The sequence below is a fragment of the Paenibacillus sp. OK060 genome (genome assembly GCF_900101205.1).
GTDB lineage: Bacteria > Bacillota > Bacilli > Paenibacillales > Paenibacillaceae > Paenibacillus > Paenibacillus marchantiae.
On record NZ_FNFR01000001.1, the window covers coordinates 1244805 to 1259045 of the forward strand.

The 14241-nt window shown below is 43.0% G+C and carries 11 protein-coding genes; 7 read left to right on the forward strand and 4 right to left on the reverse strand.

What is annotated here, in order from left to right; translation table 11 throughout:
- The first annotated feature begins 60 nt into the window (after positions 1 to 60).
- The 3 genes from BLS14_RS05420 to BLS14_RS05430 all read left to right on the forward strand — a co-directional run bounded on the left by BLS14_RS05420 (position 61) and on the right by BLS14_RS05430 (position 5656).
- A complete protein-coding gene (locus BLS14_RS05420; protein ID WP_072732852.1) occupies positions 61 to 1875 on the forward strand; it encodes a sensor histidine kinase in 1815 nt (604 codons plus the stop codon).
- 2 nt (positions 1876 to 1877) lie between these two features.
- On the forward strand, positions 1878 to 3449 hold the full coding sequence (locus BLS14_RS05425; protein WP_072732853.1) for a response regulator: 1572 nt from the start codon (positions 1878 to 1880) through the stop codon (positions 3447 to 3449).
- Positions 3450 to 3607: 158 nt separating this feature from the next.
- Positions 3608 to 5656 carry a glycoside hydrolase family 16 protein gene (locus BLS14_RS05430; RefSeq protein ID WP_064638366.1) on the forward strand — a complete coding sequence of 683 codons (2049 nt, stop codon included), beginning with the start codon at positions 3608 to 3610 and terminating at the stop codon, positions 5654 to 5656.
- 267 nt (positions 5657 to 5923) lie between these two features.
- On the opposite strand, the gene BLS14_RS05435 is transcribed toward BLS14_RS05430, so the two are convergent.
- Together BLS14_RS05435 and BLS14_RS05440 are read right to left on the reverse strand one after the other, a co-directional pair.
- Complete coding sequence (locus BLS14_RS05435) at positions 5924 to 7315, reverse strand: M56 family metallopeptidase (RefSeq protein WP_090949918.1); 1392 nt, start codon at positions 7313 to 7315, stop codon at positions 5924 to 5926.
- Between the two features lie 9 nt (positions 7316 to 7324).
- Positions 7325 to 7699 carry a BlaI/MecI/CopY family transcriptional regulator gene (locus BLS14_RS05440; protein WP_063565003.1) on the reverse strand — a complete coding sequence of 125 codons (375 nt, stop codon included), beginning with the start codon at positions 7697 to 7699 and terminating at the stop codon, positions 7325 to 7327.
- 428 nt (positions 7700 to 8127) lie between these two features.
- Here BLS14_RS05440 and BLS14_RS05445 point away from each other — a divergent pair, with 428 nt between their 5' ends.
- The 3 genes from BLS14_RS05445 to BLS14_RS05455 all read left to right on the forward strand — a co-directional run bounded on the left by BLS14_RS05445 (position 8128) and on the right by BLS14_RS05455 (position 10798).
- Entirely contained in the window at positions 8128 to 8754 is a 627-nt protein-coding gene (locus BLS14_RS05445; protein WP_063565002.1) for a hypothetical protein, read from the forward strand.
- Between the two features lie 237 nt (positions 8755 to 8991).
- Positions 8992 to 9585 (forward strand): YdeI/OmpD-associated family protein, encoded by a 594-nt coding sequence (locus tag BLS14_RS05450; protein ID WP_090949920.1) that lies wholly within the window; start codon positions 8992 to 8994, stop codon positions 9583 to 9585.
- A gap of 184 nt (positions 9586 to 9769) precedes the next feature.
- The gene (locus BLS14_RS05455) at positions 9770 to 10798 is read left to right on the forward strand and encodes an ABC transporter substrate-binding protein (RefSeq protein WP_090949922.1); all 1029 of its coding nucleotides are present in this window, start codon (positions 9770 to 9772) and stop codon (positions 10796 to 10798) included.
- 54 nt (positions 10799 to 10852) lie between these two features.
- On the opposite strand, the gene BLS14_RS05460 is transcribed toward BLS14_RS05455, so the two are convergent.
- Positions 10853 to 11899: a ketopantoate reductase family protein gene (locus tag BLS14_RS05460; RefSeq protein ID WP_090949925.1), complete on the reverse strand. Its 1047-nt coding sequence runs from the start codon at positions 11897 to 11899 to the stop codon at positions 10853 to 10855.
- Positions 11900 to 12092: 193 nt separating this feature from the next.
- Here BLS14_RS05460 and BLS14_RS05465 point away from each other — a divergent pair, with 193 nt between their 5' ends.
- Positions 12093 to 12644 (forward strand): TetR/AcrR family transcriptional regulator, encoded by a 552-nt coding sequence (locus BLS14_RS05465; RefSeq protein WP_090949927.1) that lies wholly within the window; start codon positions 12093 to 12095, stop codon positions 12642 to 12644.
- 75 nt (positions 12645 to 12719) lie between these two features.
- On the opposite strand, the gene BLS14_RS05470 is transcribed toward BLS14_RS05465, so the two are convergent.
- Positions 12720 to 14096 carry an aminotransferase-like domain-containing protein gene (locus tag BLS14_RS05470; RefSeq protein WP_090949929.1) on the reverse strand — a complete coding sequence of 459 codons (1377 nt, stop codon included), beginning with the start codon at positions 14094 to 14096 and terminating at the stop codon, positions 12720 to 12722.
- Positions 14097 to 14241: the final 145 nt, after the last annotated feature.

The following is a 14241-nucleotide window of genomic DNA, read 5'->3' on the forward strand; positions in this document are numbered from 1 at the left end:
TGTAATATATGGTATAACAAAGGTGGTGCGGATTTCAGAGTGAATTACCTACTGACTAGATTGAGGAAACTTTACCGCAATGCCCGTATATCCCAAAAGCTGTTTCTGGCGTTTAGCGTGATGATTGCCATACCCGTTATTTTAGTATCCTTTTTATATATTCGCATGCAGGAAACCCAGCTATACAAGGACGCTATGTCAGCGGGCAACAGCCACGTTTCATGGCTAAATGAACAATTGCGCAGCAGAATGGATATCATTGAGAACGCTTCCAACACGGCACTCACTCAAAAGTCATTTGTGGATTTTATTCATTCCAATATGCTTGTGGATGGACTACGACTGGTGAAATTTAAGCAAAACCAATTTGAGCAAATGCAAAATATCATTCAGAGTAATGCGATGATCAGTGAGCTCAGCTTTTACGTGGATAACCCGAACTTATATGAAATCTGGCCTGAAATCTATCATTATCAGAAATTTTGGCCGCAGGATTACTGGGCAAAGCTTCGGGATGAAGGTGGTGCGGCTTACCGCTTATTTTCTTTTAAGGATGGTGAACATACGCTATCCTATTACCGGCTGGTTCGCCTTCAGGGTCAGGAGAAAAAACGACCTAGTATTATGGAAATTCGCGTTCCGCACAGTATGTTTTTCAGCGATCTTCTCCAGGAGAGCAAGGGAGACTTCTTTTCTGTTTTGATGAACGAAAGCGATCCTCCCCAATATGTTTATAATCCCCAGCATGAGTTTTCTCGAAAAGCCGGAGAAGGACTGGACGAAATCCTTGGCGGTATTCATCGCCAGCTGGATGTACTGCCACAGGAAAGTCCCGTTAAGATTAAGGTAGGTGATCAGAGCTACTATGCACTGTACCGCTATATCGCTCCGCTAAACACTTATGTGGTCGATATCGCCTCCCATCAGGCATTGATGAAGGGGCCACGCAGCTGGTATGCATTTGTGGTAACGATTACATTATGTGTTCTGCTGCTCATCATGCTGCTCGTATCACATACAACTCGGCGCATTTTCCGACGACTGGACAGCGTACTGGCTTCAATGCGTCAGGTACGAAAAGGAGAACTGGATGCAACGATTGATACCGGCCTAGATGAGAACGAAAGAGGGGATGAGATCGATGAGGTGGCTGTGAGTTACAACAAAATGTTACATGAGGTTAAACGTCTGATGACACAGGTCGTGGATAAACAATTAATCGCCAAAAACGCACAGCTGCATTCACTGCATTCGCAGATCAACTCTCATTTTTTGTATAACGCACTGGAATCTATTCGAATGCTCGCGGAGGTTCAACGACAACCTGCTATTGCGAATTCATTGGTATCATTAGGTTCGCAACTTCGCTACAGCATGCAGTGGCGCAGCGATACGGTTGCACTTCGCGAGGAACTTGCCAACATTCAAAGTTATATTCAATTTATTAATTTAATGGAAGGCGGCAGCATCATGTTGACGGCAGATCTCCCGCAGGAGGTGCTCCGCTATGCAATTCCTAAAATGTGCATGCAGCCTATCGTTGAAAATGCAGTGCATCACGCTGCACCATCAGGCGGGAGTGTGTGTATTCAGATCACCGTTTCAGTGGAGAATGAACGCTTGCTTATTAACATACAAGATGATGGAGAGGGGTTAGACCCGGAGATGTTAGTTCGACTGCAAGCGGCACTGCGGGGAGACTCGGATTCGCCGATTGTTACCAGCAAGAACGGACTTGGTTTGGAAAATGTGAATAAACGTCTGCAGCTTCATTATGGAGAGAATTGCGGTCTTTGGATTGATAGTGTTCAGGGCGCTTATACCTGTGTAACGATACATTTGCCTTGGGAAAATGTAAATCTTGGAGGGTGGTAGGAGTGATCAATATTCTGGTTGTGGACGATCAAAAGCACATACGTGACGGTCTGCAGGCGATGCTGCATCAATTTCCTCTGGAGCTGAACAACATATACTCTGCCGCAAGTGGGATGGAGGCGCTAATCCTTTTGCGCCAGCATAACATTCACATCGTTATTACTGATATTATGATGCCGGACATGGACGGACTCGCACTGATGGCAAAGACCAAAGAGGAGCGCATCGAGGTGGAATACCTCATTATTAGCGGTTATAGTGATTTTACATATGCTCAAAAAGCCATCGAACTTGGGGCAAAGGGATACTTGTTAAAACCTCTGAAGCGAGAGGATCTGCAAACTTCACTAGAGCATGTATGGCAAGAAATCCAGACACGGCAGACGCTTACGTACAACATGCAGCATGTCTCCCGTCTCGCCCGAGAGACAGATCGTAAAGAATTACGAATGTTTATGCAGGGAGCGTTAAACGATGAGGCCTGGATCCTCCAAATCCAGGAACAAAATCCTTCGCTTTGGCACAATTATCGCTTATGTTTGCTGCGAGAGAAATGTTGGATCAACCAGCCGGGTTCCAGCAGCGTCCATAGCATGGAAGCTATTGCTTATAGTGTGTTCGGTAGACAAGGTTGCGTTTGCCTGCAACACAGCCCGTATCTGATCCTTGCAGTGGATGCAGCGATAGATCCGGATGCTTTGCCAGCGGCACTCAAGGAAGGAATGATCGATGCCATAACCGTTATGACTGACCCGCAGCAAGGATTAAAGATGTTGCCCGGCAGCTATACACAAGTACATGAGCTATTCCACCATAGTTATCTGTTTCCAGATCAATATATCATCCTGCCAGCAGCTATTGAGCATATGGAGCAGCAGTGGCAACTTCCCTATGAAGAACTGTATGAACTGTTCCAGTCTGTTGGGACCGACGATAGTGGTAAAATTGCTCAGGGCATTTCCGCAATATTTCATAAAAATGTGCTTCAACGCTATCATATTGGCTATACCCAACAGCTCTGTGGTGCCACAGTGCAGATGATGGAGGAATACGAACGAGTAATTCGCCCCTACATGGGTGAAGAAGCGCTGGATCTTGAATCTTTGCGTAATCTCTTTGATTATCCGGGGATGCGCGATTATATTCAAGCGCTGCAACAGCAGCTGCTTCGACTGAATCAGTTCTATTTTGAATATAAGCACAGTTATCGCAATTCTCAGGATTTAAATGAAGCCATCCGTTTTATACACGAGAGCTATCATAAGCCGCTGGACCTCGCGATGGTATCCAATCATGTGTCGCTTAATTACGCCTATTTCTCAAATCTATTCAAGAAGAACATTGGCAAAGGTTTTGCCGAATATCTGAGAGATGTACGTATGGATAAAGCACGGCGTCTCCTAGCCGAAACCGATCATAAGATTGTTGAAGTTGCTGCTATGGTAGGCTATGAAAGCTACAAAAGCTTTACGCGAGCGTTCCGCCTTGTGATGGAAATTCAACCCACAGAGTATCGACAAATGATGCGCCAAAAGGTAGAACGTGAAGTGCACTATCACAGTACAAATATATAAATTGAATCAAAACCCAAAAAAATGGGATATAACAAAAATAATTGTACCTTTTCAGCAGATTATCCTATTCGATAGAATAAAGATATTCCCCGATGTAAGCGATTACCTTTATACGCATAGATTGGGTGAAACTATGATCCTATCAAAGGAGGGCAATTATGAAACCATCTCATTTTACGGAGAAACGGTTTATGAAAAAGGTACTTGGTTTGTTCTTAGTGGTTGTGATGCTGGCTAGTGTTGGCGTGCTGCCAACTTCAAAAGTTCAAGCAGCTGGAACGACAGTTACCTCAATGGAGTACTTCTCACCAGCAGATGGACCTGTTATTTCAAAATCAGGGGTTGGCAAAGCCAGCTACGGATTTGTTATGCCTAAGTTCAATGGAGGCTCCGCTACGTGGAATGATGTCTACAGTGATGTGGGGGTCAATGTGAAAGTCGGTAACAACTGGGTTGATATTGATCAAGCCGGAGGTTATATCTATAACCAAAACTGGGGGCACTGGAGCGATGGTGGTTTCAATGGCTATTGGTTCACCCTTTCCGCAACAACCGAAATTCAACTGTACTCCAAAGCAAATGGTGTTAAGCTTGAATATCAACTTGTATTCCAAAACATTAACAAAACAACCATCACAGCCATGAATCCAACACAAGGGCCGCAAATTACAGCAAGTTTCACAGGCGGTGCAGGCTTTACATATCCAACGTTCAACAATGATTCTGCGGTAACCTATGAAGCCGTAGCGGATGATTTGAAGGTGTATGTAAAACCTGTAAACAGCAGCACATGGATTGATATTGACAATAATGCAGCTAGCGGCTGGATTTATGATCATAACTTCGGCCAATTCACCGACGGTGGTGGAGGGTACTGGTTTAACGTAACGGAGTCGATCAACGTCAAATTGGAATCAAAGACTTCTTCAGCTAACCTTGTTTATACCATTACGTTTAATGAACCTACAAGAAATTCATATGTCATTACGCCATACGAAGGAACAACCTTCACAGCAGATGCGAATGGTTCCATTGGAATTCCACTTCCCAAAATTGATGGGGGTGCGCCAATCGCCAAGGAACTGGGCAACTTTGTATACCAGATTAACATCAATGGGCAATGGGTGGAGTTGAGTAACTCCAGTCAGAGCAAGTTTGCATACTCCGCTAATGGCTACAACAATATGTCTGATGCCAACCAGTGGGGATACTGGGCCGATTATATCTATGGTCTTTGGTTCCAGCCAATCCAGGAAAATATGCAAATCCGTATCGGATATCCGCTGAACGGACAGGCGGGTGGAAATATTGGCAACAACTTTGTCAACTATACCTTCATCGGTAATCCAAATGCTCCGCGTCCGGATGTATCCGATCAAGAGGATATCTCCATCGGAACACCAACTGACCCAGCTATCGCGGGCATGAATCTCATCTGGCAGGATGAATTCAACGGAACTACGCTGGATACAAGTAAATGGAACTATGAAACAGGATATTATCTCAATAACGATCCGGCTACTTGGGGATGGGGTAATGCAGAGCTGCAACACTACACGAACAGCACCCAAAATGTTTATGTACAGGACGGGAAGCTGAATATCAAAGCCATGAATGATAGCAAATCTTTCCCGCAGGATCCGAATCGGTATGCACAGTATTCTTCAGGTAAGATTAACACCAAGGATAAACTTTCCTTGAAGTACGGCAGAGTAGATTTTCGTGCCAAGCTTCCTACAGGTGATGGCGTTTGGCCAGCACTGTGGATGCTTCCAAAAGATTCTGTATACGGCACATGGGCTGCATCAGGTGAAATCGATGTTATGGAAGCAAGAGGACGTCTACCTGGGTCTGTAAGCGGTACCGTACATTTTGGCGGACAATGGCCGGTGAACCAGTCTTCGGGTGGCGATTATCACTTCCCAGAAGGGCAAACTTTTGCCAATGATTATCATGTATACTCGGTTGTCTGGGAAGAGGACAACATTAAATGGTATGTCGACGGCAAGTTTTTCTATAAAGTCACTAACCAGCAGTGGTATTCCACAGCTGCACCGAACAATCCGAACGCACCTTTCGATGAGCCGTTCTATCTCATTATGAACTTGGCAGTCGGCGGAAACTTCGACGGTGGCCGTACTCCGAACGCGTCCGATATCCCGGCAACTATGCAAGTGGATTATGTACGTGTGTATAAAGAACAGTAATAAAACAGCCGTTTCCGCGATTGGGGTCGTGTCGAGGCCATTCACCATAGTTATGGGTGATAAGGCAAGCTGAACGGAGAAGAAAAGACAGGCAAGACCAACAACAAAATGTTGTTGGTCTTTGTCGTTTGAGAAGGTAGCCGGTTAGTCTCAAGCGAAACTAATCTTTTCTACAATAATGAAGCAGCCTTCGTTCAACAATTGAACGAAGGCTACTTGGAGTCTTTATATCAAGCCTATTTATTTTGTAATTTCATGAAAATGGTTTTAACGACGGGAAGATTCTTGAGCGGGTACTACAGAAGCCTCTTCACGAACTGCCGCTTGAGCCGATGGACGAGCTACTACAGCTGCTTCATCACGAACTGTGGGTTGTGCTGCTGAACGTGCTACCACAGGAGATTCTTCAGGCACAACCGCCTGTGCTGATGGACGCGTTACTACAGGAGCTTCTTGACGGGCTACCACTTGGTCATCCGAATGTGGTACCACAGAAACTTCCTCGCGAGCTGCCGCTTGAGCTGATGGGTGTGTTACTACTGGAACTTCCTCACGAGCTGTCGCTTGAGCTGATGGAAGTGTTACTGCAGGAGCTTCTTCTCGGACAGCCGCTTGCTGCGATGGATGCGTTACCGCGGAAGCTTCCTCACTCGCAACCACCCTCGGAGTATTGCTGGAAGCCCAAGCTGTTGTCACTGTACTAATTGCAGCAACGACGAATAGCGTCGATATCGCTACAACAAAGGTTTTCTTTTTCACATTCTTTACGTTAAGCATAAAAGTTAATCTCCTTTTTAGTTGTTTGCCATCCCCGGATAAAGAGGAGCAGAATTGTATAGGTAGATTCCTTGATCCTGCCACTACGTTCAGGATGGTTTCCCCATATCGTTTACGATCCGCAAGGGACATTCCCTTTACAACTTCTTCATCGCAGGACAGTTCACTCCACGTATGAATATCTTTCGAAAGCATATGAACCAATGGATTGAACCAATGCAATGCACGGGCTACTAATATGAGCGTTTTGATCCATAGATCTTTCCTTTTCAGGTGGATCAGTTCATGATGGAACACCATACCGATATCCACACTTTCAGAATTCTTCAGAGGCAGATAAATAGTAGGTTTCCTCAATCCAATTAGAAAAGGACTGCGAATTAGAGTGCTGTAAGCAAGCCGAACCTCTCTCTTGAGACCCAGATTCTCCTTGATTACAGGGAGCAGCATCGCAACTTCACTGTTCTTCGGAACGATAGTTCGCGTAAGTTTTAATGTCTTGAGAAACCTGTGATAACAATATGTTTGCCATGCTGCAAAAGCTATGACCCCGATTACCCATAAGCATATTAAAGCGAGAGCTACATTTGCTGAAATGGTCTGTACCTGGATGGCAGGAGTCGGATTGAATGCTCCAGGTAACACTTGTTGAACATTTAAGGGTAACTCGTTTACTGTAGTACTGGATGTGAACAACGAAAAAATCCAATTAAAGACCAGAAAGATGGGCAATAGATACAAAACTAAAGCCATTTTCCCAATTCCAAAACGCCATTTTGCAGGAATGACTTGAAAGGGAGCAAGGCGCAAAGACAGAATGAAAGCGACAACGACACTTCCGGCAACAGTCAGCGTAGACAGTAATACAAGAATGCTATTCATTGACTACACCTACTTTTCTGAAAACCATTGTCTCAGCTCTGCAATGTCTTGATCAGAAAGCTTGTCGCCATCATACAAAGCTGAAATCAAATTTTTTACAGAGCCTTGATATAATCCATCCAGGACTTGTTGTGCCTCCAATAGCTTGTAGTCTTCGGGCGAAATACAGGGAACATACTTGTTGGTACGTCCATCCCTTGTAGCTGTAAGGGCCCCTTTGTCTACTAGCCTAGAGAGAAAGGTGGAGATCGTTTGCGCTTTCCAAGCTTTACCCCTTTGGGAAAACATGTTCAGCAGTTCGGTGGAGGTGACAGGTGGCTCACACTCCCAGATCACTTCCATCAGCTCCATTTCAGTATCCGATAATTTTTGAAGATGGTTCACGGTGAACACTCCTTAACTTCGTTATGCGTCCATATCGAAGGTTATTACTACACTACGTAGTAGATACAATTTACTACAACGTGTAGTAGGTAGTCAAGTATTGAATGGATGCTGCGGAACCAGAGTCAGGTTTGTACTAGCTATATAAGTTCAACTAATGAATATTTACACTGACACTCCGATGACAGAACAACCTTCCGATCGCTGTTATCTCCAGATTTTTTTGATTCCTTTTTTAAAAGGGGAAATCCGGGGATAAAGGCGAACGCTTCGCTTCTTCAGGTTATTTCTTTCCTCTCCGTTCTCGTGTAAATGTTTAGTTGAACATATATAGTAAGTTCAATCTTTGATTGATTTTAATGCAGAGACGAATGTCTGGAGTATATACTTAGTCTTAAATCCTGAAATCACTATAGAGGAGAAATCATATGAATCTGTTTCATATACAATCTACATTGCAAGAGGTCGACTGGACCGCGTCGTTCCTGGAGAATAACTTTATCGGCATTGGTTGGCCGGCGACAGGAGATTTGGAGCACGAGTCTACAGAAGAATGGAAAGCGCAACTAGTTCAACGCTACAGGATAGGAAAGGCGGAACTTCGTGATGTCCTGGACACGCTCCATACTTTTGTCTACGTCATGCAGGATGGGGATTATGTCTTGATAAATGATGATCAATGGGCATATGTTGGGGATTTGGGCGATTATTTTTACGATGATTCCAACGGAACCGGAGAGGAATACATATGTCATCGACGAGGTGTTACCTGGCTGGGACGTATTCCCTTAGCAGAGTTAAGTGACAAAGTACTTGCACTTGTAAGTCATTATTCAATCATTGCGAAATTCGAACATCCAATTTCTCAGGCTCAACTGGAACCTTGGGTTTCGATCACCTCTGAAACCACTGAAGGAGATAATGATTCTTCAGTTAGAGTAGATGAAGGTACTATTCAAGAAGCGCTCAATGTTCTAAAAAAGGCATTGCATAGCGAAGAAGAGGACCTACGAATCCGTGCAGCGGCGGCAATTTTACAATACGCCAAATCCTAGGGGCTTTCTCACTTTGATTTCTTTATTATCGGCTTTCTAAGAGGTGGGACAAAGGACATATGTATATGAGTTAAATAATAGTTAGTGTTGACCAGACGCCAAATGGTGTCATAATATTTAAGCGACACTACATGGTTTCGAATGAAATTAACAGCTTTCTCTTGGCAATCATATGTAAGAGAAGAATTATTTTAGAAAACACAATAATATGACTAGCATGATGAAGGATGGTCCCTGATGACAATTAATAAAACAAATCCCAAGGTGGATGAATATTTAAACAAAGCAAAGAAGTGGAAAGAAGAATCGGAGAAGCTAAGAGAGATCGTTCTTTCCTGCAACCTGACAGAAGACTATAAATGGATGCATCCTTGTTACACGTTGGAGAATAAAAACATCGTTATCATACATGGATTTAAGGAGTATTGTGCGCTTCTTTTCCATAAAGGAGCTTTGTTGAAAGATAAGCAAGGTATTCTAATCCAACAAACAGAAAATGTACAAGCTGCTCGCCAGATCCGGTTCACCAATCTTCAACAAATCGTTGACATGGAAACTATCCTGAAAGAGTACATTCTTGAAGCCATTGAGGTTGAAAAGGCCGGATTGAAAGTGGAACTCAAAAAAAATACAGAATATGATGTTCCAGAAGAGTTTCAAACTAAACTGGATGAAAATCCTGCTTTGAAAACGGCATTTGAAGCATTGACGCCTGGACGTCAACGGGCATACCTTTTTTATTTTTCGCAACCAAAGCAATCCAAAACACGCGTGTCCAGGGTTGAGAAATCTACGCAGCAGATTATGGATGGAAAAGGGTTAAATGATTAAACCGTTAATGTAATTTGGGAAGCAGCCTGTTTTAAAAATTAATTTATATGCGTCGAAGCACCTGCCTTTGTAGGTGTTTTTTTGTTTTGTCTTTTGTCGAATATGAAAGCATCTTGTCAAATGTACTATTGCATGGTATCGTTGATAACGATTATCAATATCATTTGAAGAAGGTGGGTTTATTTTGCTGAAACGAAGAAACTCGATATGGCTTTTGTCTGCTCTCATTATATTGCTTGTACTGAGTGCATGCGGTCAGGCCGCAACGACAAGCAATACAACGGAGACAACAACAACCGGTGCTGCAGACACTGAATCATCAACCGATTCAACTTCTGCGTCTGGTGCCGCTACCACAACAGGTGCCGAGGGAGAGACCGTTACATATCAGTCAGATGCAGGTGAAGTGGAAGTACCTGTGGATCCGAAGCGGATTATCGATCTGACCGCATTTTCAACAGGGTACTTTGTTGCACTTGATGCTCCAGTCGTCGGTGCAACGTCAGGCGCCATAAACAACAAGTACATTAAGGATCAGCTCAAAAGTGAGGGGGCAACAGATCTGGGAGAGCAGCCAACAGCTGAGCAACTGATCAGCCTAAAGCCTGATCTGATCATCGCATACACCAGTATGGAGGGTCTCGACAAGTTGTCGCAAATTGCACCAGTGGTACAGTTACAATATGGTAAGCGAAATTTCAAGGATCTCATGTTGGAGATGGGTAAACTAACCAATAGAGAAGCCCAGGCAAAAGGCTGGATTTCGCAATGGGAAGCGAAGATCAATGAGCTCAAGCCAAAAGTACTTGCCGCTGTGGGAGATCGTACAGTCTCCATTTTGAATCCATACGCCAAAGGATTATTTGTATTTGGGCATAATTACGGTCGTGGTGGTGAAATACTCTATGACGAATTTGGCCTCAAGGCACCAAAAAGGGCTCAGACAGAGGCAATTGACAGTGGCACAGGCTGGGCATCAATCTCGATGGAAGTGTTACCGGAATATGCAGGCGACATCATTTTCACCAGCCCGTGGTCAGGAGATACAACTGATCCGAAGATTGTTTATGATAATACGGTGTGGAAAAACCTAACTGCGGTCAAAGAGGGCCATGTGTTCCAGCTTGATCCGACCTCCGATACATACAACGACCCTGTATCGCTTGAAGGTCAGCTGAAGTTTATTTCGGACAGACTGCTTTCAGTGAAGTAGTCCTTAGTTAAATGTTTGAAGAGGTCCGTGTATTCTAGCACGGACCTCTTTATTTTACATGTTTTGATTTGCTGACTCGTGTTCGATCACTCGTTGCAGTAATTCCTTCAAAGCCTTCATTGGGCGACCTTGACGTTGCCCTTCTACAATTGAATTTCGTATAGATTCTATATCTTGAGTCCGCACTTTACCCCCATGATGGAAACGATTGAATGCTTGATAATCTAAAGGTAGCATATCCCGTTCCATTTTTAGATGGATGTTTCCCGTCATGCGTGATCCCATCACTACACCCATAATCTTACCGACTAAGCCGTGTTGGGGCAGTGTTGCTATTTCACCTTGGGCACGACAAGCGAGGTGCCAAAGTTCTTTATTGGCTATAACTGTGGAGAAGTTAGGCCAACCTAAAATATCACAAGCGGCATATACGGGGAAGCCGATACTTGAGTAAATATTGAACATCGCTGGGCTTACTTGACCACATCGTGAGACTTTGGAGCGATTATATATTGCGATAAATTGCTTTGCAGCCGTTTTATTATTCGTTTCGATCTGGAAGCCGACACTGTTTGAGGGGTGTTTGTAACAAACAATAGATTGGGCAATCTGTTTGGGATCTGTTGGTTCATGTACAGGCAAATTAGCAGTGGATTGATGACTCAACGTGCCCAATATTCCTCTTAGCAGTTGATTTTCCCGAATTTGCATAACCTCAAGATAATGCTCACGAATCCCACTTCCAAACCCACACATGATCACAGTCGTTGTAGAATCACGTACAATATCACCTAGCTTAGATAAGAGATCTATGCCTTCTGAAGTACGACTGGCATTACCATCTAGTGTAATAATGATAAATTGATATTGTTGAGGTTGTATATCTTTTACATCTTCAATGACATTATAGTCATTAAAGTTTTTCAATGTCGCATCGTCATAACAATATAGTTTTTGCGGAGAATCAAAGGTGGCTTTTCGACCTTGACGAACAAGAAAGGTAATGTCAGTACCGGATAAGTGAAGATGGTATCCAACAGAAAAGCCAACTGCCCCAGCGCCTACAATTAGAATTTTGGGTTGGTTTGAGATGGTTGTCATTTTATTTACACTCCTTAAAAAATGGAATTCAATTTCTTGATCATTTCATTCAATGAACATCTGTTGATTTAATGTCGCTGTGTAAGTATAATCTACTCATCTTTACAATCTCAATAATCAATGCATGAGGTAGTGTTATGAATTCAACAGTTCGGCTTGAGTTTGTTGATTAGATGAAAAAAGAGGTGCGCATATGGTTGGAATCAAAAATAATAGAAGAACTAGATATACGATCGATCTCATTAAAGAGACTTTTCTGGGTCTATTAGAAACAAAAAAATTGTCACATATCACCGTCACTGAAATATGTAAACAGGCAGAGATCAACCGTGGCACTTTCTATCTGCACTATAAAGATCCCTATGAATTGTTTGAAGTAATGCAGGATGAATTTAATCAAGAAATTATGGAAACGTTACGCCAGGGAGAAAGTCTCTGTACAACAGAAGAATCCATGATTAACTTGCTGAAGATCATTCAAGACAAGAAAACCATATATCAAATCCTAATGTCGGACAGAGGAGAAAATAGTTTTTTATCACAGATTTTGCTTGAAGATTATCTGCAAAGGCATGGTGAAGAATTAAACAGGAAGGACCTTTTTACGATGGATTATTCTTTTACTTACATGGTTTATGGTTCGATGGGAGTTATTAACCAGTGGCTTGAGTCCAATAGTAAGGAGAGTCCGCAAACGATTGCACGTGTCATTGCTTCTTTAGGCCATCAAAAGTCGCTCTCATAGCGGCTTTTTTTTGATTCAAGGTATCAAGTTATTGCTCTCCAATTGGGACAACAACTCGACACCTTGTCTTGAATTTTACAACCGGAAAAATGGCTTGGGAGTATTGCTGGTAAAACGCATATGATTCAGTTCCTCAGCAATGATGGCGACTCCCTCTTCAATCGCTTTTTCGTCGGTACGAATGATACTAAGACGCAGCAAGTTCAGCTTGCCAAACGATGACAGAAACTGATTTTCGGTGGCAAGAACGTCAACGCCACGATTCTCCAACCGTTTGATTAAATCTTCTATGTTAATGGAGTCGGATAGACGTATCGTTGCGAAGAGGCCTCCACAAGATTGAACAGTATATAAGCATTCTCTTGGAAGTAAACGCTGTGAAGCTTCCTTTAGATACCTAATGCGTTCATGGTACAAGGCTTTCATCTGTTTAGCATGATGATCATACATACCCGATTTCATATAAATTTCGAGAAAACCTTGGGACAAAACTGAGGTACTTAAATCTGCTGCATGTTTATGCCATTGCATTAATGGAATTAGCGAATCGGGCACAACGGCAGCAGCGATCCTTAATCCAGGCAACAGCACTTTGGAGAAACTTCTGAGGTAAATGACATGGCTGGCACCGTGATATGCATGAATTGGATCAGCTTTGCTGTTGGTTTCAAGATCTGCTAGATAATCGTCTTCAACGATGTAAACATCATAGGCCTTGGCAAGTTCGGCCAGCCGCTGCTTATCTTTCGCCGTATATGAAGTTCCTAACGGATTGTGGAAACGGGGGATTGTATAAAAAAATTTAATCATATTACTTTGAAAATGCCGCTCCAAAGCTACCCAGTCCATTCCTTCTTGAGTTCTCTCAATACCAATGACGGTTTGGTTTTGTGTCTTAAGTGCTGCAAGCATGCCCCAATATGTCGGCTGTTCAACCAGAATGTTAGATTTGCCGTTGGGGAAAGGCATGCCAGCGAGCAGATGTAATGCCTGTTGAGCACCTGAATAGATAAACACCTGCTCCGGCGAAGGGAACACCTGTTGTTTTTGGAAAAGTTTTATGAGCTCTTGCCTAAGAGACAGCAGCCCCTGCGGGTCTGCATAGGTGAATATAGATGCTTCAAATAGTTCCAGAGCTTTATTCATACATTGACGAAATTCAGCTTGAGGGATCGAAGATGAATCCGGAGCAGCAGATGCGAAATCGATTCGTTTTGTTTCCAATAACGGTAGAAGGGCTTCCTTGGCTACGACAAAATAACCGCTCTTTGGGCGTGAATAAATAAGATATTGATCTTCAAGCTCTTGATATACTCCAATAATGGTATTAAGACTACAACCAAATCGTTCACTTTGCTTGCGGATGGAAGGCAGCTTTTCACCGGGTCCAATCAAACCATCAACAATCTCAGAACGGATGATTTCGACAATAGATTCTTTTTTATTGCTCATTCCTATGCTCCTAACTTTATTAATGACTGTTCTAATCTGTACCCATACAGATCAATAAATTTTCGATGTACGAGATGATTTGTATCTAATATAATACAAATCAATCATAAAAGTGTACTTATAAATTGATTTTTTGCATGATTTC